Origin of the sequence: Streptosporangium sp. NPDC002524 (assembly GCF_040295985.1) — a bacterium.
GTDB lineage: Bacteria > Actinomycetota > Actinomycetes > Streptosporangiales > Streptosporangiaceae > Streptosporangium.
Genome location: NZ_JBEOWK010000001.1, coordinates 524,513 through 547,847, shown reverse-complemented (window position 1 = coordinate 547,847; position 23,335 = coordinate 524,513). Strand labels below are relative to the sequence as shown.

The 23,335-nt window shown below is 70.9% G+C and carries 21 protein-coding genes; 13 read left to right on the top strand and 8 right to left on the bottom strand.

The genetic code is table 11. The features are described 5' to 3' along the window. Positions 1–234 precede the first annotated feature (234 nt). Positions 235–486, bottom strand: coding sequence for a hypothetical protein (locus ABT053_RS02295; protein WP_350966989.1), 252 nt, complete (start codon positions 484–486; stop codon positions 235–237). Between the two features lie 320 nt (positions 487–806). Beyond that, positions 807–986, bottom strand: coding sequence for a hypothetical protein (locus ABT053_RS02290; RefSeq protein WP_350966988.1), 180 nt, complete (start codon positions 984–986; stop codon positions 807–809). A 15-nt stretch (positions 987–1,001) separates the two neighbouring features. Here ABT053_RS02290 and ABT053_RS02285 point away from each other — a divergent pair, with 15 nt between their 5' ends. After that, a complete protein-coding gene (locus tag ABT053_RS02285) occupies positions 1,002–1,592 on the top strand; it encodes a hypothetical protein (protein WP_350966987.1) in 591 nt (196 codons plus the stop codon). A gap of 453 nt (positions 1,593–2,045) precedes the next feature. On the opposite strand, the gene ABT053_RS02280 is transcribed toward ABT053_RS02285, so the two are convergent. The 3 genes from ABT053_RS02280 to ABT053_RS02270 all read right to left on the bottom strand — a co-directional run bounded on the left by ABT053_RS02280 (position 2,046) and on the right by ABT053_RS02270 (position 7,703). Then, on the bottom strand, positions 2,046–2,294 hold the full coding sequence (locus ABT053_RS02280; RefSeq protein ID WP_350966986.1) for a hypothetical protein: 249 nt from the start codon (positions 2,292–2,294) through the stop codon (positions 2,046–2,048). 1,907 nt (positions 2,295–4,201) lie between these two features. Then, a complete protein-coding gene (locus ABT053_RS02275) occupies positions 4,202–6,055 on the bottom strand; it encodes a serine/threonine-protein kinase (protein ID WP_350966985.1) in 1,854 nt (617 codons plus the stop codon). 286 nt (positions 6,056–6,341) lie between these two features. Next, entirely contained in the window at positions 6,342–7,703 is a 1,362-nt protein-coding gene (locus tag ABT053_RS02270; RefSeq protein ID WP_350966984.1) for an FAD-binding oxidoreductase, read from the bottom strand. Positions 7,704–7,893: 190 nt separating this feature from the next. Between ABT053_RS02270 and ABT053_RS02265 the strand changes: the two genes are divergently transcribed. The 3 genes from ABT053_RS02265 (at position 7,894) to ABT053_RS02255 (ending at position 11,969) form a co-directional block, all read left to right on the top strand. Continuing rightward, the gene (locus tag ABT053_RS02265; RefSeq protein ID WP_350966983.1) at positions 7,894–10,674 is read left to right on the top strand and encodes an immune inhibitor A domain-containing protein; all 2,781 of its coding nucleotides are present in this window, start codon (positions 7,894–7,896) and stop codon (positions 10,672–10,674) included. A gap of 110 nt (positions 10,675–10,784) precedes the next feature. Next, the gene (locus ABT053_RS02260; protein WP_350966982.1) at positions 10,785–11,723 is read left to right on the top strand and encodes a diacylglycerol/lipid kinase family protein; all 939 of its coding nucleotides are present in this window, start codon (positions 10,785–10,787) and stop codon (positions 11,721–11,723) included. A gap of 90 nt (positions 11,724–11,813) precedes the next feature. Next, positions 11,814–11,969, top strand: a complete 156-nt coding sequence (locus ABT053_RS02255) for a hypothetical protein (RefSeq protein ID WP_344747535.1) — start codon at positions 11,814–11,816, stop codon at positions 11,967–11,969. Positions 11,970–12,092: 123 nt separating this feature from the next. On the opposite strand, the gene mads6 is transcribed toward ABT053_RS02255, so the two are convergent. Continuing rightward, complete coding sequence (gene mads6 / locus ABT053_RS02250) at positions 12,093–13,814, bottom strand: methylation-associated defense system protein kinase MAD6 (protein ID WP_350966980.1); 1,722 nt, start codon at positions 13,812–13,814, stop codon at positions 12,093–12,095. Positions 13,815–13,997: 183 nt separating this feature from the next. Beyond that, positions 13,998–14,816 carry an SDR family oxidoreductase gene (locus ABT053_RS02245; protein WP_350966979.1) on the bottom strand — a complete coding sequence of 273 codons (819 nt, stop codon included), beginning with the start codon at positions 14,814–14,816 and terminating at the stop codon, positions 13,998–14,000. Between the two features lie 260 nt (positions 14,817–15,076). On the opposite strand from ABT053_RS02245, the gene ABT053_RS02240 reads away from it, so the two are divergent. From ABT053_RS02240 to ABT053_RS02220, 5 genes are all read left to right on the top strand, one after another. Beyond that, positions 15,077–15,475, top strand: a complete 399-nt coding sequence (locus tag ABT053_RS02240; RefSeq protein ID WP_350966978.1) for a phage holin family protein — start codon at positions 15,077–15,079, stop codon at positions 15,473–15,475. Next, positions 15,472–16,173, top strand: a complete 702-nt coding sequence (locus tag ABT053_RS02235; RefSeq protein WP_350966977.1) for a DUF3618 domain-containing protein — start codon at positions 15,472–15,474, stop codon at positions 16,171–16,173. The genes ABT053_RS02240 and ABT053_RS02235 overlap by 4 nt, the downstream gene beginning before the upstream one ends. Continuing rightward, positions 16,174–17,181 carry a YihY/virulence factor BrkB family protein gene (locus tag ABT053_RS02230; RefSeq protein WP_350966976.1) on the top strand — a complete coding sequence of 336 codons (1,008 nt, stop codon included), beginning with the start codon at positions 16,174–16,176 and terminating at the stop codon, positions 17,179–17,181. A 436-nt stretch (positions 17,182–17,617) separates the two neighbouring features. Next, positions 17,618–18,205: a hypothetical protein gene (locus ABT053_RS02225; RefSeq protein WP_350966975.1), complete on the top strand. Its 588-nt coding sequence runs from the start codon at positions 17,618–17,620 to the stop codon at positions 18,203–18,205. 18 nt (positions 18,206–18,223) lie between these two features. Further along, positions 18,224–18,697: a VOC family protein gene (locus tag ABT053_RS02220; protein WP_350966974.1), complete on the top strand. Its 474-nt coding sequence runs from the start codon at positions 18,224–18,226 to the stop codon at positions 18,695–18,697. Positions 18,698–18,849: 152 nt separating this feature from the next. Here the strand turns inward: ABT053_RS02220 and ABT053_RS02215 are convergent, their stop codons facing one another. Next, complete coding sequence (locus tag ABT053_RS02215; RefSeq protein WP_350966973.1) at positions 18,850–19,545, bottom strand: TenA family protein; 696 nt, start codon at positions 19,543–19,545, stop codon at positions 18,850–18,852. Positions 19,546–19,886: 341 nt separating this feature from the next. Between ABT053_RS02215 and wrbA the strand changes: the two genes are divergently transcribed. The 4 genes from wrbA (at position 19,887) to ABT053_RS02195 (ending at position 23,321) form a co-directional block, all read left to right on the top strand. Beyond that, positions 19,887–20,564, top strand: a complete 678-nt coding sequence (wrbA, locus tag ABT053_RS02210) for an NAD(P)H:quinone oxidoreductase (RefSeq protein ID WP_350966972.1) — start codon at positions 19,887–19,889, stop codon at positions 20,562–20,564. Between the two features lie 250 nt (positions 20,565–20,814). Next, on the top strand, positions 20,815–21,333 hold the full coding sequence (locus tag ABT053_RS02205; RefSeq protein ID WP_344747546.1) for a MaoC family dehydratase: 519 nt from the start codon (positions 20,815–20,817) through the stop codon (positions 21,331–21,333). A 75-nt stretch (positions 21,334–21,408) separates the two neighbouring features. After that, positions 21,409–22,569, top strand: a complete 1,161-nt coding sequence (locus ABT053_RS02200; protein ID WP_350966971.1) for an acyl-CoA dehydrogenase family protein — start codon at positions 21,409–21,411, stop codon at positions 22,567–22,569. A gap of 317 nt (positions 22,570–22,886) precedes the next feature. Beyond that, the gene (locus tag ABT053_RS02195) at positions 22,887–23,321 is read left to right on the top strand and encodes an HIT family protein (RefSeq protein WP_350966970.1); all 435 of its coding nucleotides are present in this window, start codon (positions 22,887–22,889) and stop codon (positions 23,319–23,321) included. Positions 23,322–23,335: the final 14 nt, after the last annotated feature.

Sequence of the window (23,335 nt, the reverse complement as noted above, 5' to 3'; positions counted from 1 at the left end):
CGTAGCCCGTGAGCCCGTGAGCCCGTGAGCCCGTGAGCCCGTGAGCCCGAGAGCCCGAGAGCCCGAGAGCCCGAGAGCCCGAGAGCCCGAGAGCCCGAGAGCCCGAGGGTTTCGCTGAATCGTTCGGGAGGTCGGCCGCGTTACGCGGAAAAACCTGTTCGGCCCGGCCCCATCAAGGGCCGGGCCGACTGTCGTGCGGAGGACTAGGCGATTAGGCCGGGTCCGTCGCTGCTGCTACCACCACGCTGTGAAGTGCCACTTGTTGGCCGTCGAATACGTGCAGGCCGACACGTTGACCCCCGTCGCCTTGACCGCGGACCTCCAGTAATTGCAGTTACCGGAGTCGGGATATCCGCCGTAGAACTTGCTTCCCAGCGCGACGGTCGAGGTAGAGGTCGATGCCGTGCCGGCATAGGCGGTGCCCGTAAGCGAGAAAGCCGCTCCGGCGATGGCGATACCGACGATTGCCCTTTTCAGAAGTCCCATGGTGTGGCCCTTCCTGTGGATCTGCGGGAACTTGCAGCTGCCCGTTTATTCTCAACCGGTGATCACCGGCACGCAAGACCGATCTGGTAATGGAACGTACCATTAGCAGAAATGGGCAAATTCGTTCGGCGTTTTCGAGTATTTCGAAATTGACGCGATTTCGAATCCGGAGGGCTCACGATGGCCCGCGCCCTCCGGGAAACCCTCGCGGAGCAGGGCGCGAGCCGCGGAACCGGCCTCCGTCCCTCGCGTCCGTCTCGGGATCCGGCGCGTCCGTCTCGGGAATCGGTGCCCCCGCCTCGGGGATCGGCGCGCCCGCCTCAGAGGTCCGGCGCGGCCCGTGCCCCTCGCTGGACGCGCGGGCCCGCTCCGAGCGGTTCGCGGCGCGGCGGGACCGGTTCTTTCGGGGTGCTTACGTCTGCGCCCACCCACTCGGCCTGGCGCCCGGCGACGCGCACGATGACGAGCGTCATGACCGACAGGAATGTCATGGCCGACACGAATGGAGTATCCCCATGGGCCAATCGGCTCTTTACCGGGCCACCGGGGCGGCCGGCCTCGTCTGCGCCGTACTGCTGCTGGTCAACATCCTGCGCCGCGCGGGCGTGCTGCGGGAGACCGCGCTCACCCATGCCGTCGCACCGTTCGGCGCGCTCACCGGCCTGCTCGCGATCACCGGCCTCTACCTGCTGATACGCGGTACGGCGGGCAGGCTCGGCCTCGTCGGCTACCTGCTCAACTCGGCCGGACTGGCCGGGGCGTTCGCGATCGAGTACACGCTGCACTACGTCTTCCCGCTGCTGGGCAGGACCACGATCGACGGGCTGCTGTCCGGGGGCACCGGACGGGCGTTCCTCGTCACCTCGGTCGTGCTGATCGCGGGAGTCCTGGCCTTCGGCGTCGCGGCCCTGCGCTCGGGCGCCCTCCCGGTCGTCGCGGTCGTGCTCTACACCGTCGGCATGATCCCCGGCTCGCTCAGGAACCTGGTGCCCGTACCGGTCTATCTGGCCGGTCTGACGGTCGCGGCCCTGGGCATCGCGTGGATGTCCGCACGGCTCTGGGCAGCCCGGGAGGAAACCGTCACCCTCCAGGTCTCCGGCGCCTGACGGAGGACGCGGCCCACTCTCGGTGATCCCGTTACGGATCGTACGGTGACGACGCCCGCCGTTTCGCGCGCCTCCCTCACACGTACTCGCACGAACTCATACGAACGCACACGTACTTGTACTCGCACGAACGCACACGTATTCATGCGAGCTCATACGAAGCGGCTCTGTTGCCTGCGGCAACGCTCCTTCCGCCGGTTTCCGCGCGGACGTTCCTCGACCCCGGCACCTCCACGCGCGGGCACGCGCGCGCGTACGGCGCCGGGGTCTCGGCCGGGTGGGTCACCCGAAGAGGATGTCGATACCAATGGGCGATTCGCCCCCGCGCAGGGGGGCGCACGGCGCGCCCCCCTTCGGCCTGGCTCCTCGTCCAGGCCGCGGGCGATCTCATTGGTGGCCACCGACATGAGATGACCGGTCCGAAAACCGAGGAGTTCCGGTGACCTGGGAATGTCAGGTCAGTGGCAGACAGGTCGCGTGTGCCTCAATGGTCACGCCGAGCAGGAGAGCGCCGCCGGCCTCGACGGACCAGGTGTTGCCGACCTGGAAGGTCTCCTGCACGACGGCGGTGCCGAGTCCGCTGATGTCGTAACCGCCGCCGGTGACGGTGGATCCGACCGGGCAGGTGGCCACCGCGGTCACGGTCCCGAGCAGCGGTACGGCCGTGACGGGCCCGGCCACGTCGAAGGTGGGCGAGGGCACTCCAGCGGGTCCTGTCGGTCCCGCGGGTCCCGCCGGTCCAGCGGGGCCGGTGGCTCCGGTGGATCCGGTGGCTCCCGCCGGTCCGGGGGCGCCCGGCGAGCCGGCCGCTCCTGTCGCGCCGGTCGCTCCGGGCGGTCCCGCCGCTCCAGGCTCACCGGCGGGGCCGGTCGGCCCCGGGGCTCCGTCGACTCCCGCGGGCCCGGGTGCTCCGGTGGATCCGGTGGCTCCTGTGGGCCCGATGGGTCCTGCCGGTCCCGCGGCGCCGTCGGCGCCCGCAGGTCCTGCCGGTCCCGCGGGTCCTGCCGGTCCTGCGGGACCCGTGGCCCCGGCGGGTCCCGCAGGTCCTATGGCTCCCGCGGGCCCGATGGGTCCGATGGGCCCGATGGGTCCTGCCGGTCCCGCGGCTCCGGCCGGTCCCGCCGGTCCGATGGGTCCTGCCGGTCCCGCGGCGCCGTCGGCGCCCGCCGGTCCAGCGGGTCCCGCCGGTCCCGCGGCCCCGGTCGCTCCAGTCGCTCCGGTGGCTCCGGTGGGCCCCGCGGGTCCTGCCGGTCCCGTGGTTCCCGCCGGCCCCGCCGGTCCTGCGGCTCCGGTGGCTCCCGCCGGGCCGGTCGCGCCCGCGGGACCGACCGGTCCGCGCGGGCCGGGCAGCCCGATTCCCGGCAGCCCGTCCTCGCCGTCACGACCGTTGCGGCCATCGCGGCACCCGCAGCGCCTCCTGCCGCCGTCGCCCTCCTTCCGCGCGGCGATTCTCGTCGCGCGGATACGCCAATGGCCGGATCTGCCGGTGGCCTTGCGGGCCGGGGCGGCCTCCTTGGCGACGATTCGCGTGTTGATAAGAAGTTTTGACGTGGTGTCGGAGGCGGCACTGGCCGGGGTCTGGCAGGAAAGCGCCAGGATGGCACCGATTGCTATTGCTGCGACGGACCAATTTCGAGCACGTTTGCCGGAATTAATGAGTGAAGTCCGTCTTCTACCGCTAGGAGTCATCGCATTCCATGTCTTTTGTGATTCAAGGGAATCGGATTGCCTAAACCGCGACAGTGGCGGCAAGCAGGAGTTACCCGATGATCGACATGGCAAAGCATAATCCTCGTTAACGAGGTTTAAACGGATTCGTCAACAATGGAAATATGTCCCAATTGCTGAGCTTATTTCGCTTCTGTGAATTCCTTCGTAAAATGACCGGCCTGTGGGGGAGAGTTCCGCGGGAAGTGCCGCGTGTGGTCTCGCTCCATGCCCCGGTGCCTGGCCGGGAGCGCATTACCTCTCGATTCGGCGCGGAGAACGGCTCCCGGCCCCTTCCCAGGCGGGGCCGCCGATGCAGACCGGACGACGTCGCCGCACGTCCACGAACCGTTTTCCGTCGCCGCAAGGACCGGGACGGCGTCGATTCTTTCCCGGTTCGAGCCGTCCGGTGGAGTCCCCGCGGCCGGTGCGGCGGTCCGCACTCGACGACCTCGCCCGGCGTCACGATCGGATCGACGCCGAATGCCCCGACGGCCGGTCCGCCGTTCTTTCTCGCGTGACCGGGCGAGCCAGCGCCAGGACGGTCTCACGTTGTGTCGGGTCCGTCATCGAACACAGATCCGGAAGGGCCCGAATGTTTCCCGGATGTTTCCTGGGTCGGATCCGGCCCATTTGTCCGCCTCCATCTTGCCGAGGCGGCCACGCGGACCACTCCGGCCGGAGCCCCGCCCCTTCGGCGCCGGGTCCCGTCTGCTCGCGAAGACGGATGAGAGGGACGGGTTCGGCGGCCGTGACCGCCGATGGGAAGTCCGGCGCGTGGGCCGTGGGCGGCAGGTTGTCCCGTCGAAGGCGGCGGCCGTGGAACGCGGCGGTGAACGACGAGGGCCGGTGAGGAGCGCGGTGAACGACGAGAACCGGTGAAGGGCGAGACGTCTCCGCGCTCAGCCGCAGTGGCTCCAGCCGCTCTTCCAGGACAGGGAGCCGTGCGAGCCGCCCCAGATGACGCACTTCTTGGCGGCGGGGAGTCGTACGGGGCCCGCGTAGACGGTGAACCTGCCGGGGTTGCTCGCGGTGGAGCCGCCTTTCACCTGGAGGGTCGCGTTCATCGCGATCTTGGAGGGGAAGACGTATCTGGACATGGTGACGACGCAGTTCCTGCCCTGGGCGGTGTTGTAGAGCAGGTAGACGGTCGCGGCGCTGCCCAGGGCCCTGGAGTCGACCACCGCGTAGCCGCTCCCGCAGACGCCGGTGGCGGTGTGGGGGTTGGGCTTCTGGGGGGTGGGCTTCGGGCTCGGCTTGGCGGTGACGGTGGGTTTGACCGTCGGCTTCGCGGTGGTGGGCCTGGAGGTCGGCTTCGGGGACGACGGGGGCTTGGAAGTGTTGCCCGGCCGGGGTGAGGTCGTCGGTTTGACGGTCGGGGTCGGCTTGGCGGTGGTGGCCGCCGGTGTGGGGGTCCGCGACGTGGAGCCGCTGGGCCTCGGCGTCGGCTTCTCCGTGGCGGGGTCCGGATCCTCGGGCGGCGGGGAGGACGGCTGCGTGGTGCGCCGGGACGGGTGAGGCGTGATCGCGGCGACCGTCTCGCTCTCGTCCTCGGAGGCCGTCGAGGCCGTCGGGGCCGTCTCCGAGGGCTGGGGAGACTCCTCCGGGACGTCGGGGAGGAGCGTCGGCTCCTGATCCGCGGCCTCCGACACGGCGGGGGTCGCCGCCGATCGGGACGCCGCGGCCTTCCCGTCGTCCTGGAGGAGCACCACGGCCCCGGCGGCAACGCCGAGCGCGGCCACCACGGCCACCCCGGCGAGCAGGAGCCCCACCGGCCTGGGGGACTTCCTCTCGCCCGGATGCGGACCGGCCTGCCCCGATCCGCTCTGCCCTGAGCCGCTCTGCCCTGGTCCGGCCTGTCCTGATCCGATCTGCCCGGTTCCAAGGACGGGGACGGAGACAGAAACAGAGACGGGATAGGGAGCGGCGGGGTGGGGGACCGGGGTGGTGGGGCCCGCGCCCATCAGGTGGCTGACGAGTTGCTCGGCGGTGGGGCGCAGGGCCGGGTCCTTGGACAGGGAGGCCGCGATCAGGTCGCGCAGCGGCCCCTCCAGTGTGCCCAGCTCCGGCTGCGCGTTCAGGATCCGGTTGATCACGACGGCGATGGAGTCCTGGCCGAACGCGGGCGTACCGGTCGCGGCGAAGACCATCGTGACGCCCCAGGCGAACACGTCGGCCGCGGGCGTCACCTCGCCGGGGCCGAGCTGCTCGGGCGAGAGGTAGGACGGGGTCCCCATCGCCACCCCGGTCGCCGTCATCCCCGGCGAGTCCAGCGCCCTGGCGATACCGAAGTCGATCACCACCGGGCCCTCGGGGCCCATCAGCACGTTGGCGGGCTTGAAGTCGCGGTGCAGGATGCCCGCGCGGTGGATCGCCGACAGCGCGGTGGCCGTGCTGACGGCGAGGCGTTCCAGGGAGGCGCCGCGCCGGGGCCCCTCCCGGTCGACCAGCAGGCGCAGGGACGGCCCCGGGACGTACTCGCTCACGATGTACGGGCGGCTGCCGGCGAGGTCGGCGTGCAGCACGGCGGCGGTGCAGAACCGGGCGACCCGCTGCGCGACCGACACCTCGCGCAGGAAGCGGGCCCTGGCCTCTGGATCCCCGGCCAGCCCGTGATGGAGGAGCTTGACGGCGACCTGCTCGCCCCCGGGCCCCCGCCCGAGGTAGACGATCCCCTGACCTCCCTCGCCGAGCCGTCCGACGAGCTCGAACGCCCCCAGCCTCGGTGGATCCTCCCCGGTGAGCGGCTCTGTCATGATGTTCCCCCGAAACAAACCGCGTACAAGCCCCGAAAAAATGGTTTATGTGCGGCAGAACGCTACCAGCGTGAGTGCTGATGGAGATCTGCCACGACGTGAAAGCACGTGACGTGAAAGCACGTGACGTGAAAGCACGTGACGGCGAAGCCACGGCGCGAAAGCCCACGACGTGAAAACCCGCGGCACGGATGCACACGCGGAAGCACGTGACGTGGAGGCCCACGACGTGGAGATCCGCGACGTGGAGGCTCGTGACGTGGAGGCCCGCGGCGCGGAGGCGCGTTCAGATGGCCTTGCCCGGGTTGAGGATGCCGAGAGGGTCGAAGACCCGCTTGATCCCGTGGTGGATCTCCTCGGTGACCGGCCCGGTCTCCAGCGCCAGCCAGCGCCGTTTCAGCAGCCCGACACCGTGCTCGCCGGTGAGCGTGCCGCCCATCTTCAGGGTCTCCCTGAAGAGCTCGTCGGCCGCCGCCCACACCTGCGGCGGCGGCTCGGTCAGGGCGTGGTCGAAGATGAAGACCGGGTGCAGGTTGCCGTCGCCCGCGTGGGCGACCGTGGTGATCAGCACGTCATACCTGACCGCGATCGCCTCGATCTTCTCGATCATGTCCGGCAGCAGGGAGCGCGGCACGCACACGTCCTCCACCAGGCACTTGCCCAGCCGCTCCTTGGCCTGGTACGCCATCCGCCGGACCCCGATCAGCTCCTCCGCCTCCTGCGCCGACGACGACACCGCGACGAAGGCCGCGCCGCTGGCGGTGCAGAGCTCGGCCATCCGCTCGGAGACCGTGGGGCCGTCCACCGCGTCCGACTGCGCGATCAGCATCGCCCGGGTCGACTCCTCCAGCCCGATGTTCCGCCAGTCGTCGATGGCCTTGAGCGTGTTGCGGTCGAGCATCTCCATCAGCGACGGCTGGCAGCCGGCCGCGATGATCGCCGAGACGGCGGAGGCGGCGTCCCTGAGGGAGGTGAACTCGGCCGCGATCGTCGCCGGGTAGACCGACGGAGCCCTGCGCAGCCGCACCGTCGCCGCGGTGATGACCCCGAGCGTCCCCTCTGAGCCGACGAACAGCCCGGTCAGGTCGTACCCCGTCACGCCCTTCACGGTGCGCCTGCCGGTGTTGATCACCCGTCCGTCCGCGAGCACGACCTCCAGGCCCATCGCCGAGTCGCGCGTCACGCCGTACTTCACGCACCGCAGCCCGCCCGCGTTGGTGGCCAGGTTGCCGCCGATGGTGGAGATCTCGTACGAGGAGGGGTCGGGGGCGTACATCAGCCCGTGCTCGCGGGCGGCCCGGTCCAGGTCGGCGGTGATGACGCCCGGCTCGACCACGGCCGTCTCGTCGGCGGGGGACAGCTCCCTGATCGCCGCCATCTTGTGCAGGGCCAGCACGACGCATCCCTCGACGGCGGTCGCCCCGCCCGCCAGGCCGGTCCCGGCCCCCCTGGGCACCACCGGCACCCGGTGCTCGGTGGCCCACCTCATCACGGCGACCACGTCGTCCCTGGTGTGCGCGAGCACCACGGCCAGGGGCTTGCCCGGCTCCAGGAAGGTCCGGTCCCGCGCGTAGGAGTCGGTCACGTCGGGGTCGGTCAGCACCTTCTCCGGTGCGAGCGCTGCGACGAGTTCGGAGATAGCGGTCACACGTTGGACTGTACGGCCTACGCCGACATGCCCTCTCCGGACAAAACGTGCTTTATTGCATTTTCGCAACATCATTTGGTCGCTTGACTCAAACTTTACCTTCTCGTCTAATCTCCCGGTTCGGCGCGCTCATACGGCGCGCCGGTGATGGACGCGTCCGGTCAACCCGGACGCAGGGAAAGGGGACACGTTGTCCGGCAGAGTCAGCAGCGGGAGCGCTCCCCGGCGCCTCCTCGCGATAGTCCCCGTGCTCGGCCTGGCCGTCGCGGGACTGGCTGTGGGCGGTGCGTCGGCCGAGAGCGACACCTCGGTCGCGCGGTACCAGCCGACCGCGGCCGACTACTACATCAACTACGCGCCTCCCAGGGACGAGCCGGAGGTCGACGACCCGGCCGTGCCCTCGGCCAGGGCGCGCAAGGTCAGCCCGTCCAAGAAGCTCGCCGAGAAGTACTCCGCGGGCAACCCGGTCGCCGCGCGGGTGCTGGCCGACCGTGAGGCCCAGGCGATCAGGACGGGGACCAACCCCGCGGACTTCATCTTCAAGAAGTCGAAGACCGTCAAGACGGCCAAGCTCCTCACGCTGCTGGTGGAGTTCAACGACAAGGCCAACGACGACTTCTCCGGCTTCTCCCGGCCCGGAGGCGTCGACAGCGAGGACCCGGCCGAGTGCGTCACCGAGCCGCCGGGCACCCTGCTCAACGGCCCGCTGCACAACAAGATCCCCAACCCGGCCACGCTGTCCCACAAGGACAACAACAGCTTCTGGGTGCCGGACTTCAGCCCCGACCACTTCAACAAGATGCTCTACACCAAGCAGGGCATCACCCAGCGCGTCCGCACCGACCTGACCGACCCCCGGGACGGCCGCAAGGGCATCGACATCTCCGGCTCCACCATGAAGAACATGTACGAGGAGATGTCCAAGGGCGCCTACACGGTCACCGGGCAGGCGAGCCCGTGGATCAAGGTCCCGCACTCCGAGGCCTACTACGGCGCGCGCGCCTGCGGCCAGCCGGTGCAGGACATGAGCGGCCACCCCGACAACCCCCGCGGGGCCGGCCAGCTCGCCATCGACGCGGTCGACGCCCTGGTCGCCAGCGACCCGAACTTCCCCTGGGCCGACTACGACATCGAGGACGTCGGTGACGCCGACGGCGACGGCAACTTCGCCGAGCCCGACGGCGTGGTCGACCACCTGGTCCTCGTCCACGCGGGCAAGGACAAGTCCTCCGACGGCGGCGCCGAGGGCACCTACGCGATCTGGGCGCACTCCAGCGCGGTGGCCGGCGGCTACCAGGTGCCGGGCAAGAACGTGAAGATCTCCAACTACATCGTGCAGCCCGAGGACTCCGGCGTCGGCGTCTTCGCGCACGAGTACGGCCACGACCTGGGCCTGCCGGACCTCTACGACACCAGCGGCCAGGCCTCCTCGGCCGTCGACTTCTGGGACCTCATGTCCAGCGGCTCGCACAGCGGCCCGATCTTCCAGTCGCTGCCCACCCACATGAGCATCTGGAGCAAGTGGATCCTCGGCTGGGCCAACCCCAAGGTCTTCAACCCCGGTGACCGCGGCGGCCTGGTGACGATCGGCCAGGCCTCGCGCACGCCCAAGCTCACCCAGGACGGCGTCCGCGTCAACCTGACCAGCCCCCCGGTCACGATGGTCGAGCCGCACAGCGGCACCAAGACGCTCTGGTCGAACTTCGACCAGGAGTGGGCCAACGTCAAGGTCGCCCGCGACCTGCAGGTGCCCGCCGGGACCGACCTGAAGTTCTGGCTCTGGAACAACTACGAGATCGAGGAGGACTGGGACTACGGCTTCGTCGAGACCTCCGTCGACGGCGGCGCCACCTGGACCCAGCAGAAGGTCTACACCGAGGGCGGCGCCCTGGTCTCGACCGACGACGACTACGCCGACCCCAACAAGAACCTCGCGGCGTTCGGCGGCAAGAAGTACGGCCTCACCGGCAACACCGACGGCTGGCGTCACGACTACGTCGACCTCACCCCCTTCGCCGGCAAGGCGATCAAGGTGCGCCTGACGTACAACACCGACGCGGCCTACACCCCGCGCGGCTGGCACGCCGACGACTTCTCGCTCACCAACGGCACCCAGACCGTCTGGAGCGACGACCTGGAGGCCGGGCTCAACGGCTGGACGGCCAGCGGCGGCACCTTCAACGGCACCCACGGCCAGGGCTGGGTCCTCAACGACGGCAAGCGCGAGGTCTCCCGGTTCTATCTGGCCGAGTGGCGCAACTTCGACGGGTTCGACAAGGGCCTGCAGTACACCTACACCACCAACTACTCGCGTGACGGCGCGTGGAAGGTGGAGAAGGTCAAGTACAACGCCCCCGGCCTGCTCGTCTGGTTCCGCGACTCGAACTACACCAACAACTCGGTGGCCAACAACCTCGAACTGGCGCCGAGCATCGGTTCCAAGGGCAGCCTGCTCCTCGTCGACTCCCACTTCGACCCGCTGCGGCGGACCGGCGTGGCGGCCGAGAAGGACACCACCACCCTCAAGAACCTGAACGGCCGCGTCCAGACCTCGAACGCAGCCTTCTCCTTCAGCAAGACCTACCCCTTCACCGAGTGCTTCGAGGGGCCGGGCGAGCCCTTCAGCGAGTACTGCACCAAGGTGCCCGCCGAGAAGGGCGTCTCCGAGTTCACCGACGCCAAGACCTGGTACCCCGGGTTCGAGGCCCGCGGCACCAGCCTCTTCTACCGCGACTTCGACGCCTCGACGGTCGTCCCCTCCAAGGGCGACCAGCTCTACAGCACCCGAGTCGTCAACGCCGACGGCACCCCGGCCACCGAGCTGTACGGGACCGACATGGGCAACGGCCACGTCCTCGGCTCCGGCAACCCCGGTGACGAGGGCAAGGCGCTGGGCGTGAAGCTCAAGCTGATCACCCCGTTCCCGGGCAACCTGGGCGCGATCGTGCAGGTCACCCCGCCCAAGCAGTAACCCGCCCCGCCCAGCGGGCGGACGAACGCCCACGGGCACCGGGCCCCGCCGTCACCGACGGCGGGGCCCTACCATTTGAACGGGCAAGCACCCGATCGGATAGGGGCAGCGTGGGAGAGCTTCGAAGCAAGGCCGAGCACACCGAGGCCATCCGGACCAAGGGCAGGGTCTGCGTGGTCGTCAACACGCGCTCGCGCCGCGGCCGGCGCCACTACCCGGCGGTGGTACGCGCGCTGCGGGCCGAGGGGTTCGACGCGATCCGCTTCCTGCCGGTGGTCGACACCAAACGCCTGCGCGCCACCCTGGAGGAGGCCCTCGCCGACGAGCCCGACCTGCTCGTCGTGGGGGGCGGCGACGGCACGCTCAGCGCCGCCGTCAAGCACGTCGCCCACCGCGACGTCGCCCTCGGCGTGCTGCCCCTGGGCACCACCAACAACTTCGTCCGCAGCCTCGGCGTCCCCCTCGACCTCGCCGGGGCCATCCGGGTCCTCCGCACCGGGAAGGTCGCCGACATCGACCTGGGCGTCGCCGGAGACCGCGAGTTCGCCAACCTGGCCAGTTTCGGGGTCTCCGTGGAGGTGGCGGGCAAGGTGCGGCACGGGGTGAAGCGCCTCCTGGGCCGCGCGGCCTACCCGCTCACGGCCCTGACGATCCTGCCGCGCCACCAGCCGTTCCGGGCCTTCCTCACCGTGGACGGGCGCCGCCACGAGCTGCTCACCCACCAGCTCAACATCGCCAACGGCCGCTTCCACGGCGGCTGGCAGGTCGCCAGGGACATCAGCATCGACAACGGCCGCCTGGTCGCGTACCAGCTCGGCTCGGGCAAGCGCCTGCGCCTGCTGCTGGAGACCATGGTCCGGGCCGGCAGCGGCCGCTGGCGCAGCCTGGCGGGCGGCCCCTTCGTGGTGGGCCGCGAGATGTATCTGGAGACCGACCCGCCGATGGCCGCCGACGTCGACGGCGAGGTCCGCCTGATGACCCCCATCATGATCCGCACCGTCCCCAACGGCCTGCGGGTGATGGTCCCGGACGACTTCGTCGACTCCTGAGCGCGGCAGGGCCTGGTGGAGCCCGGTGCGGACGGTGATTGGAACGCGCCTCACCGGGTAGTCGGAGGTTTCCGACAGATGGAGGACACCATGGCATCGCTGATCGACCGGGTCCGAAGCTACCTGCGTACCCCGCAGGGGCAGCGGAACATGGAGAAGGCCAAGGCGATGGCCCGCGACCCGCGCAACCAGCAGAAGCTGCGCGGGCTCCTCGACCGCTTCCGGGGCGGCCACACCCGCCGCTGACCCGCCCGCCCGGCGGTGAGCCAGGCCCCGGCCGAGAGCCCGGGCCCGGCTCCCGCGCGGGCGTTTCGCTTTTACGACCGCTCTTTGCGGTGTTTTCTTGTACGGCCGCTCTTTGCGGTCGTCTTACGGTTGCTTTCCGGTGATGCGCCGGAACCTCGTCCTGAGCCTGTCGAACAGCGGCTCCTGCGCCGGCAGGCCCTCGTGGGCCTCGTCCTCGTGCTGCGCGGGCACCTGGAGGCGGGCGTCCCGCGGATGCTGCTCCGGCCCGCGCTCCTCCGGTCCGCGCTCCTCCGGCCGCTCGACACCCGCCACGCCGGGTGCCTGAGGACGGGAGTCCTGGGACGGGGAATCCTGGGCCCGGTCGTCGTGGGAACGAAGATCCTGGGGACGAAGGTCCTGGGGATGAGGATCCGGTACGCCAGCGTGCCGTGTGGCGGGATCCGGCACACCGAGCATGGCGGGGTCCGGCACGCCGGAGTGCCGCGTGGCCGGGTCCGGAGGGCGGGGCCGCCGGGCCCGGCGCAGCTCCTCCAGGGCCTCGGCCGCGCCGGGGCGCTTGCCCGTCGCGTGGTCGCGCATCCGCCGCAGCAGGTCCATCACCTCCACGGGCGCCTCGCCCGAGGCGGGCTCGGTGTCGGGGGTGATCGGGGGGAGCTTCCCGGTCAGCAGCTGGAAGGCGATCACCCCGGCCGCGTACACGTCGGAGGCGGCCGTCATCCGCTCCGGCATGGCCTGGCACTCGGGGGCCGCGTAATGGGTGTCGAGGACGTTGGGCAGCTCGTTGGCCACGGTGTGCGCGCGGGGCCCCGGCTTGGCGTAGTCGAACCCGGTGAGCATGGCCCGGCCCTCCTCCGTCACCAGCACGCACGCGGGGCTGAGCGCCCGGTGGATCACGTTGTTGGCGTGCACGTGGGCGAGGCCCAGCAGCATGTCCTCCACGATGTCCAGCCGGGCGGCGGCGGAGAGGGTGGACATGGGGGCGGTGAGGTGCAGGTGCAGCGCCTGGCCGTGCACGTCGTCGAGGACGAGCACGAACCGGCTCTCGTCGTCGATGGCGAAGAAGTCGCGGGCGCGCACCACGCACGGGTGCGGGGGGATCCTGGTGAGGGCCTGGTAGGCGTTGGTGATCAGCCGTCGCTCGGCCGCCCTCGGCTCCTCCTCGGCCAGCGGGTCGGCCCGGTAGACGCGCAGCAGGACCGTCTCGCTGCCCGGGACCGTCGCGTTGATCGCCCGGTACTCGGTGACCCGGGTGTCGCCGCCCAGCTGCTCCTCCACCTCCCAGCTGCCGAAGCGCGGCGGCGCCGTGGAGCGCCGCACGCTCCCGTTGAGCGCCTCGATGATCGCGGTGCCGTACGGCGCGGAGTCCGTGGTGTGGCCGCGCCTGACGCGGGAGACGTCGCTCAGCGTGCCGATCAGCCCGGCGAGGTCGGTGACGTGCCGCGAATCGCGGCCGGCCGGGTCGACCAGCTCCGCGTCGGTCCCGGTGAGCACCACGAGGCTGTCGACGTAGACCCGGTCCAGCTCGCGGCGCGCCTGGACGAGCAGGCCCTTGAGCGCGCGCCCGTTGCCGCGCAGCTTGGCGACGGGGGAGCCGAACGCCTCCCGCCGCTGCGGGAACCAGCGGGTCCCGGCGACCTCGATCCGGCCGCGGGTGCCCTTGACGTCGATGACGCACAGCGAGTGGCCGGTCAGGACGATCACGTCCACCTCGAAGGTGTCGTCGCCGCGGGGCACCTCGATGTTGTGCAGCAGCAGCCAGTCGTCCGGCGCGTTGTCCCGCAGGTGCGCGATGACCCGTCGCTCGGCGTCGTTGACCGGGCTTCCGCCGCCGACGATCTGTGCCATCTCTAGCGTGCCGCCTTCCTGATCGCGCTCATCGTGCCCCGCAGTATCCCAAGAGGCTCATCTTCGCCCGTACCTCTACTTTTCCACCACTGGACACGCGAGCCTCCCTATGATCATGGCGTATCCCGGCCGCGAGAGTGATCGACCTCCCCGGCACGCCGGACGCGCGGGGGCGGCGCGGGCTCAGCTCTCGCCGAACACGTCCCTGCTGCCGAACGGCGCCGCGGCGAACCTGCGCAGGACCTTGCCGGTCGTCAGCCAGCGGACGTGGGCGCCGTTGCGCGCCCGGGACACGGCCCGCTCGGCCAGCCAGGGGGCGACCGTCTCCACCCGGTCGGCCAGGATGTCGAACATCCTCCTGGCCCGCTGGAGCTCCTGCGGGTCGTAGTCGTGGGTGAGCAGGCCGGTCACGACCATCCCCGGGCTGAGCAGCCCGATCGACACGCCCGGGGGCATCTCCTTGGCCGCCGCCCCCGTCAGGTAGGTGAGCGCCCGCTTGGTCGCGCCGTAGACGCCCAGCCCGGGGACCGTACGGCCGTCGCTGCCCAGCCCCTCCATGTTCCACACGTGCCCGGAGCCCTGGGCGGCCATCCCGGTCACCGCCACCGCCGTGCCGTTCAGCACCCCGGCCAGGTTCACGTCGAGAACCGTCCTGACCTCGTCCTCCGGCAGCCTCCACAGCGGCTGTCTGCGGTGGGAGACCCCCGCGTTGTTGATCCACAGGTCCACCCGTCCGAACCTCCCGGCCGCCGCGTCCCACAGCGCCTGGACCTGGCTCCGGTCGGCGACGTCGGCGACCATCGCCAGGACGTCCCGCCCGTCCCGCCCGTCCCGCCCGGCCGGTTCGTCCCGCCCGGCCGGTTCGGTCAGTTCCGCCAGGGCCCTCTCCACCGAGTCGGCGCGGGTGCCGCACAGCGCGACGCGGTGACCGCGCTCCAGGAAGGCCCTGGCCATGCCGAGGCCGATGCCCCGGGTGCCGCCGGTGAGCACGATGTTCGTCATGGTCGCCTCGCGAGGGTCGGTGAACGGGTGGCCGGTGGAACGGTAGCCGGTGGAACGGTGGCCGGGGGCCGCCGCGAAACGGCCCGCGGCCGGTCGTGAGCCCCCGGGCCGGGCACGCGGGAAACGCGGGCCGGGGAGTAGTTTGCCGTGCGGCACGGCACGGTGTCGTCCCCGTACCCCCCGTGATCATCGCAGCCAGGCCCATGTTTGCCGGGGGAGGAGAGGGTAGACGTTCTTTCCTGTAGGGGAGGAGGCAGCCCATGACCAACACCAAGGACTCATTGCCGACGTCCGAGCTGATCCGGCAGATGTCGGAGCAGGTCTCGCGTCTCGTCAAGGACGAGCTGCGCCTGGCCAAGGCGGAGCTGACGGAGAAGGGCAAGCACGCGGGAATCGGCGTGGGGTTGTTCGGCGGGGCGGGAGTGGTGGCCCTGTTCGGGGCCGGTGCCCTGGTCGCCGCGGTGATCCTGTTCCTGGCGCAGGTCATGCCCCCGTGGGCGGCCGCCGCGCTCGTGGGCGGGGTGCTGCTGGCCGTGGCCGGCGCGCTCGGGTTCTTCGGCAAGCGCCAGGTGGCCGAGGCCGCTCCGCCGACCCCCGAACGGACCATCGAGAGCGTCAAGGACGACATCGACGCGGTGAAAGAGAGGGCGCACCGATGACTGAGACTGACCCGGGCGGGCCCGAGCGGCCCCAGGCCGTGGCCGGAACCACCGGATCCCGCAGGAAGGGCGTCGACGAGCCCGTCACGCCCGAGGAGAGCGGATCGCTGAACATCCCGCCGAACCAGCCGGACGGCACGCCCCGCGAGGACCTCGGCGTCGCCGAGTCCGGGCGCGACGGCACGCCCCGGCTCCCGGGGGACGCGGCACTCGCCGCCGTACCGGACACCACGGCGGCGACCACCCCGTACGCCAACACCGGCGCGGCGGGGAGCGGCAAGACCGTCGGAGACGACGGGAACGACACGGAAAGCGTGCGGCGGGACATCGAGGACGCCCGCCGCGAACTGGGCGACACAGTGGAGGCACTGGTGCACAAGACCGACGTCAAGGGCCGTTTCCAGGAGACCGCCGCTCAGGTGGGCGACGACCTGCGCAAGGCGGGGGCGGCGACCGCCACCACGGCCACCGAGATGGTGGAGCGCGTCAAGGTGGCGGCTCCCGAGATGGTCGGCCGGGTCAAGGAGGCGGCTCCCGAGGTCGTCGGCCGGGTCAAGGAAGTGACCCCCGTCGAGATCAAGGACGCGGCGAGCAGGGTCACCACCGAGGCGGGCAAGCGCCCGGTGGTGACGATCGCGGCGGTCGCCGCGGTCGTCCTCGTGGTCTTCCGTGTCCTGCGGCGAGGCAAGAAGAAGTAGGTGACCGGCAGCACCGGCAGGGCCGTCCCCGACGATTCGCGGGGGCGGCTCGCCCTTGTCCCCGACACCCCCTCGCAACTGTCCCGGGGGGCGTGGTGGGGGGTCCTCAAGAGGACCGTCCTGGAGTTCCAGCGGGACGGCCTGCCCGACTGGGCCGCGGCCCTCACCTACTACGCGGTGCTGTCGATCTTCCCCGGCCTGATCGTGCTGGTGTCCGTGCTCGGCCTGGTCGGCCAGGACGTGATCTCCACCATCCTGTCCCAGGTCGCGGCGCTCGCCCCCGGCGACGTCACGAAGCTGGTGGAGGACCAGGTCGAGCAGGTGCGAGGCAGCGGCAGCACGCGGGGCTTCCTGGCGATCGCCGGTCTGCTGGTGGCGCTCTGGTCGGCCTCCGGCTACATCGCCGCCTTCGTCAGGGCCGGGAACGCGATCTACGACATCCGGGAGGGGCGCCCCCTGTGGAAGCTGACCCCGCTCCGGATCGGGCTCACGCTGGTGTTCGTCGTCCTGATGGCCGTGGCTGCGGTGGCCGTCACCTTCACGGGACGGCTCGCCGAGGTGGCGGGCGAGGCCCTGGGGGTCGGGCAGACCGCGGTCACCGTCTGGGGGTACGCCAAGTGGCCGGTCCTGGTGCTGATCGCCGCTGGCCTGGTGATGCTGCTCTACTGGGCCGCGCCCAACGTCCGCCAGCCGGGATTCCGCTGGATCAGCCCCGGCGGGCTGCTCGCGGTGCTGCTCTGGGTCGTCGTCTCCGCGGGGTTCGCGACCTACGTCGCCAACTTCGGCTCCTACGACAAGACCTACGGCACGCTCGGCGCCGCCGTGGTGTTCCTGGTCTGGCTGTGGCTGTCCAACATGGCCATTCTGCTGGGCGCGGAGTTCGACGCCGAACTCATGCGCGAACGCCGGATCGCCGGAGGCCATCCGCCCGAGAGCGAGCCGTACGCCGAGGCCAGGGACGAGGCGAAGGAGGAGGACGGCCCCCTTCCCGGTCCCGGCGAACGCTGACCCGTCCCTCCGGCGGAACGCCATCCTCGGCCTCCGGCCGGACGGCACCCGGGGCTCTCGCGGACGCCTCCCGCCCCTGCCGGACATCCCCGATCCCGGTGGCCGCCCTTCCCCGCTCGCCGGGAAACGGGGCGGTCATCGGAGATCCGGCCGAGACGTGTGCCCGCAAGCGAGCCAAACTCATGTCTGTCGGGGTAATCTGACCGTTTCCGGGTGGGCGGCGGACCCCCTCCTCTCCGCCCGCCCGGACCTTCCCCCGACCGGCGTGTCCCGTCGGGTCCCCGTTTCCGGCTCGGAACGGCGAACTATGCCGATCTCGGGCGCGCGGAGAGCCGAGCGCATGTAGCGTTCTTCGGCAGGAGACGATGTTCTTCGGCAGGACATGATTTTCTCGGGGCAGGACACGATTCTCGGGGCAGGACACACAGGAGGTCTCATGCGCCGTGTCATCGGGATCGCCACGGGCCTCGTCCTCATCGCGGCCGCCCTCTCCCCGCTGCCGCAGGCCCAGGCCAGTTGCGTCACCGCCGCCAGGAAGTGCCAGGGCGCGCCGCTGATCGGCATCGAGGTGACCGGCGGGGCCGTTCCGGTCCCGGCCTCGGGGGGCCGGATCTCCTACACCCTCGACTACTCCATGACCTGGACGCCCTCCTTCGCCCCCTACTGGGGCGCCTTCTGGGTGGGAGGCCGCTTCCCCAAGGGCGCGCGGGGTCCCTCCCGGGCGGTGGTGCTCGACGCCACCGGCGAGCGGGTCGCCGTCCTGCGCTGCCGCGAGCACTCCGACGGCGTCTGGTGCGCCGCGGGAAGCCACGTCCCGCACCGGGGGCGGATCGTCTTCACGGCCCGCCTCGCGCCCGGCGCCGGGACCGGGGCGGCCGCGGCCAGGCTCGGCTTCGACAGCTTCGAAGGGCTCGACCAGGAGGAGTCCGCGCGCCGCTTCAGCCGGACGCTGGCGCGGGAGAAGTTCTGCGAGCACCGTTTCACTACGACCGTCACGACGACGCAGGCCCCTTCGGCCCCCTAGCCCCTCTGAGGAGACCAGTTGAACGCCGTACTGACCGGTGTGCACCACCTCAAGATCTGGGTGAGCGACCTGGAGCGGAGCCGCTCCTGGTACGAACGGGTCCTGGGGCTGGAACACCACACCAGCTTCCAGGACGAGGACGGCGTGATCAGGGGCATGAGCTTCACGGTCCCCGGCGCGGCCTTCCAGATCGCGCTGCGCGAGAACCCCGACCTGGCCAGGGCGCTCTTCGACGCCGATCCCTTCGCGCTCCAGGTCACCCTTGAGGGGCTCGACGCCTGGGTCGCCCGTCTCGACGATCTCGGTGTCCCGCACAGCCCGGTCTTCCGGGCCTCCGCGGGCCACGCGATGGGCTTCACCGACCCCGACGGCGTCCAGATCCGCCTGTACGCCCCGGACGAGGAGGTCCACGCCGCCCAGGTGGGCGGCGGAGGCGTCTATCAGGGCCAGGCCCCCGAGCCGGCCCCCGCCCCCGGGCGGGACCGGGACTGAGGCGTCCGCCGGGCCCCCGGCGGGACGGGGCCGGGAGGTCCCTCTCCCGCCGGGGCGCTCGCCCGGCGTTCCCGGGGCGGTCGTCCGGCGTTCCCGGGGCGGTCGTCCGGCGTTGCCGGGGCGGTCGTCCGGCGTTGCCGGGGCGCGAAGGGTCAGGAACCGGCGGCCATGTCGAAGAAGCGCAGCTCCAGCCGTACGGCGCGGCGGAAGAAGCCGAGCACGCGCGACCGGCCCGCCTCGTCCAGGGCGGGGCCCAGCCGGTCCAGCTCGTCGCGCAGGAAGTGCACCCAGGCGCGGAAGGCCGGGCCCTCGTGCAGCTCGATCCACTCGCGGTGCACGAAGTTGTCGGGAAGCGGCTCCTCGGCGCGCGAGGCCCAGCCCAGGTAGGACCATTCGGCCACGCACAGCACCGCCAGGACGAGCGGGTAGTCCAGGCTGGTCCTCGCCTCGTCCATCAGGGCGCGGAAGTCCGCCGTGACCGGCTCCAGCTCGGGGGAGGTCATGTCGGCGGGGGTCGCGCCGAGGGCGGCGAGGGCCCGGTGGAAGTACGTGAGCTCCTCGGTGGTGGCGATCTCGCCCAGGAACTGGCCGAACGGCACCCGCGACTCGAAGCTGTCCGCGCAGGCCACCGCCGCCCCGAGCAGGGCGGTGAAGGAGTCGACGAACTGGAAGTCCTGGATCAGGTAGCGGCGCATGTCGTCGTCGGGGACGTCACCCCGGGTGATCGAGGCGGCGAACGGGTGGTTCACCACCGCCGTCCACTCCGGCTCGCTCAGCGAGCGCATCCACTCGCTGAAGGCGGGATCGAGGGCACTCGCACGCCACTCGTCGTAGGGGATCTGCTCCACGGGGCCTCTCCTCGCGATCTGGGCATCTCGGCATCTGGGTTGTCGGGGTTTCCGAGCCTCGGGGCTTCGGGGTTTCTGAGTTTCTGAGTTTCGGGGTTTCGGGGTTTCGGGGTTTCGGGGCTTCGGGGCTTCGGGGCTTCAGGGCTTCAGGGCTTCAGGGCTTCAGGGCTTCTCGATCAGCGTGAATGCTAGTCCGGCCGCGCCCGGCGCGCGGCGGTCCCGCGCATCCCGTGATCATCCAGGTCAAGGAGACTTTGCAGGTCAGGACGGGTTCTTCTGGGGATCGTCGGGCACGTTCCGGCAGGACGATCCCGAAAGGGCACCCGGAGGGATGTGAGACCGTGAGCGAGGGGGCCGTGAGCCAGGAGGCCGTGAGCGAGGAGGCCGTGACCGAACCGGTCGTCAATCCGGTCGTCAACGCCGTCGTCGTCTACTACTCGGCCACGGGCACGGTCTTCGCGCTGGCCAAGGCCGCTGCGGCCGCCGCGGAGAAGGCCGGTGCCGAGGTCCGCCTGCGCAAGGTCAGGGAACTCGCGCCGGCCGAGGCCATCGCGTCCAGCGAGGGCTGGGCCGCCCACGCCGCGGCCACCCAGTACGTCGTGGAGGCCTCCCTGGAGGACCTGGAATGGGCCGACGTGCTCCTGTTCGGCACGCCCACCCGCTACGGCAACCCCACCGCCCAGATGAGGCAGTTCATCGACACCACCGGCCCGCTGTGGAGCCGGGGCCTGCTGGTCGACAAGATCGTGTCATCGTTCACCGCGAGTTCGACGCCCCACGGCGGGCAGGAGAGCACGATCCTCGCGATGAACAACACCTTCTACCACTGGGGCGCGATCATCGTGCCGCCCGGCTACGCGGACCCCGTCCAGTTCCGGTCCGGCAACCCGTACGGCACCAGCCACACCTCCGACAACGGCACGATCCCGCCCGGCGACGTGCAGCTGGAGGCGATGGCCTTCCAGGCCAGGCGGGTGGTGGAGGTCGCGACGGCGTTCCTGCGCGGGCGCCTGCCCTGACGGCGGTGTTCACCCGCGATCGCCGGGCACCTGCCCTGACGGCGGCCTTCCTCCGTGCTCACCGGGCGCCCGCCCTGACAGCCGTACTCTCCTGTGATCGCCGGGCATCGGCTCCGGTGGCGGTGCTCACTCACGACCGCCGGGAGCCCACCGCAGATCCGCGTCGTCGCGCCGTCCCCGCGGAGCGGATCATTGACCGCCGAAACACCGGACGATTAGCGTCGAGGTCCCGGCGTCCAGGGGAGAGACCGTGACCGTGCACGAACCCGGCCTGGGCCGGTACTACGAGGACTTCGTCGTCGGCGACGTCTACCAGCACCCGCTCGGCCGCACGATCAGCGAGGCCGACAACACCTGGTTCACCCTGCTGACGATGAACACCAACCAGAACCACTTCAACGCCCACTTCGCCGAGCGCGCCCCGGTCGGGAAGATCATCGTCAACTCCGGTCTGTCCGTGGCGATCGTGCTCGGCATCTCGGTGATCGACGTCAGCCAGACCGCCCTGATGAACCTCGGCTGGGACGAGATCAGGCTGACCCACCCGGTCTTCCTGGGCGACACCCTGTACGCGGAGTCGATCGTGCTGGACAAGCGGGAGTCGCGGTCGCGGCCCTATGCCGGGATCGTCACCTGCAAGACCCGCGGCCTCAACCAGGACGGCGACGAGGTCATGTCCTGGCGCCGCGCGGTGATGGTCTACCGCCGCGACGCGCCGCAGGACAAGAACTACTTCCCGCGGGCCAAAACGGGTCCGCTCACCCCTTGAAGGCCGTTCTCTCCACGCGGACCGGGACCGGTCCGCTCACCCTCCTGACGGCCGTTTCGCGGAAAGGACCTCGTGATGGACTTCGAGCTCAACGAGGAGCAGCAGCTGTTCCGCCGAACCCTGCGGGAGTTCGTCGAGAAGGAGATCGTGCCGGTCGCCTCCCAGTGGGAGCGGGACGGCCGCTACCCCACGGAGATCGTCGAGGGCTTCAAGGAGATGGGGCTGTTCGGGATCACGATCCCCGAGGAGTACGGCGGGCTCGCCCTGGACCGGGTGTCGTTCGCCCTGGTCTTCGAGGAGATCGCGCGCGGGTGGATGGGCGTGGCCGGGGTGCTCGGCTCGCACTCCCTCGCCGCCTGGATGATCGCGAAGTACGGCACCGAGGAGCAGAAGGGCGCCTACCTGCCCGACCTGGCCACCGGGGCCCGCCGTACCGGCATCGCGCTGACCGAGCCCGCGGCGGGCACCGACCTGCAGGGCATCCAGACGCGGGCCGTCCGCGACGGCGACCACTACGTGGTCAACGGCACCAAGACGTGGATCACCAACGCCCGGCACGCCGACCCGATGCCCGTCCTGGTCAAGACCTCCGTCACCGACCCCGCGCACCGCGGCATGTCCCTCCTGCTCGTCGAGGCCGGGACCCCCGGGTACACCGTCAGCCGCGACCTGCCCAAGCTCGGCTACAAGGGGCCCGAGACCTGCGAGATCGTCCTGCAGGACGCGCGCGTCCCGGTGTCGGCGCTGCTCGGCGGGACCGAGGGGAGGGGCATGCAGCAGGCCCTGTCGGCCCTGGAGCTCGGCCGGATCAACATCGCCGCCCGCGCGGTCGGCCTGTCCCAGTGCGCCTACGACGCCGCGCTGAGCTACTCGCGCGAGCGCCACGCCTTCGGGCAGCCCATCGCCGACTTCCAGGCCATCCAGCTCAAGATCGCCGACATGGCCACCGACATCCAGGCGGCCCGGCTGCTGACCTACTGGGCGGCGGTCCGCTCCGAGGGCGGCGCGGTGAACTCCGAGGCCGCGATGGCCAAGTACTTCGCCTCCGAGGTCGCGCTGCGCGCCACCACGGAGGCGATGCGGATCCACGGGGGCTACGGCTACTCGCAGGAGTTCGTCCTCGAACGCCTCTACCGGGACGCGCCCCTGATGGCCATCGGCGAGGGCACCAACGACATCCAGCGGATGGTCATCGCGAGGTCCCTCATCTCGGGCGCGGCCAAACTCGGCTGGTGACGCGGCTCCCAAGGACACGGCTCCCAAGGACACGCTCTCAAGGGCACGGCCCCAAGGGCACGCCCCCGATAGCGCGACTCCAAGGACACGGCTCCCAAGGACACGCTCTCAAGGGCACGGCCCCAAGGGCACGCCCCCGATAGCGCGACTCCAAGGACACGGCTCCCAAGGGCGCGACTCCCCAAAACGCGCCCTCAAAACACGCCCTCAAAACACGCCCCCAAGACGTGACCCTGATGACGCACCCCTGCGGCACGGCCCGCCCCCGTGCCTCGGAGGGGTCGTACGGGCCGCCCGGTGCCTCCTATCCTGGTGCGATGCCGGTTTCTGATGGGGTGCCAGGTGAGGACTGTCTGTTCTGTGCCATCGTGGCCGGGGAGCGGCCGGCCCATGTCGTCCTCTCCGACGAGGTGGCCGTCGCCTTCCTGGACACGCGTCCGGTCTTCAAGGGCCACGTCCTCGTGGTCCCGCCGAGCCACGTCGAGACGCTGGCGGACCTGCCGGTGCCGATGATCGGCCCGTTCTTCGAGCGCGTCCGCGCCCTCTCCGTCGCCGTCGAGCGGGGCCTGGAGGCGGCCGGCACGTTCGTCGCGATGAACAACCGGATCAGCCAGAGCGTCCCGCACCTGCACACCCACGTCGTTCCCCGCAACCGCAAGGACGGCCTGCGCGGCTTCTTCTGGCCCCGCACGAAATACGAGGACCCCACCGAGGCCGAGTCCTACGCCCGCCGCGTCCGCGAGGCCCTCTGAGTCACCGGGCCGTC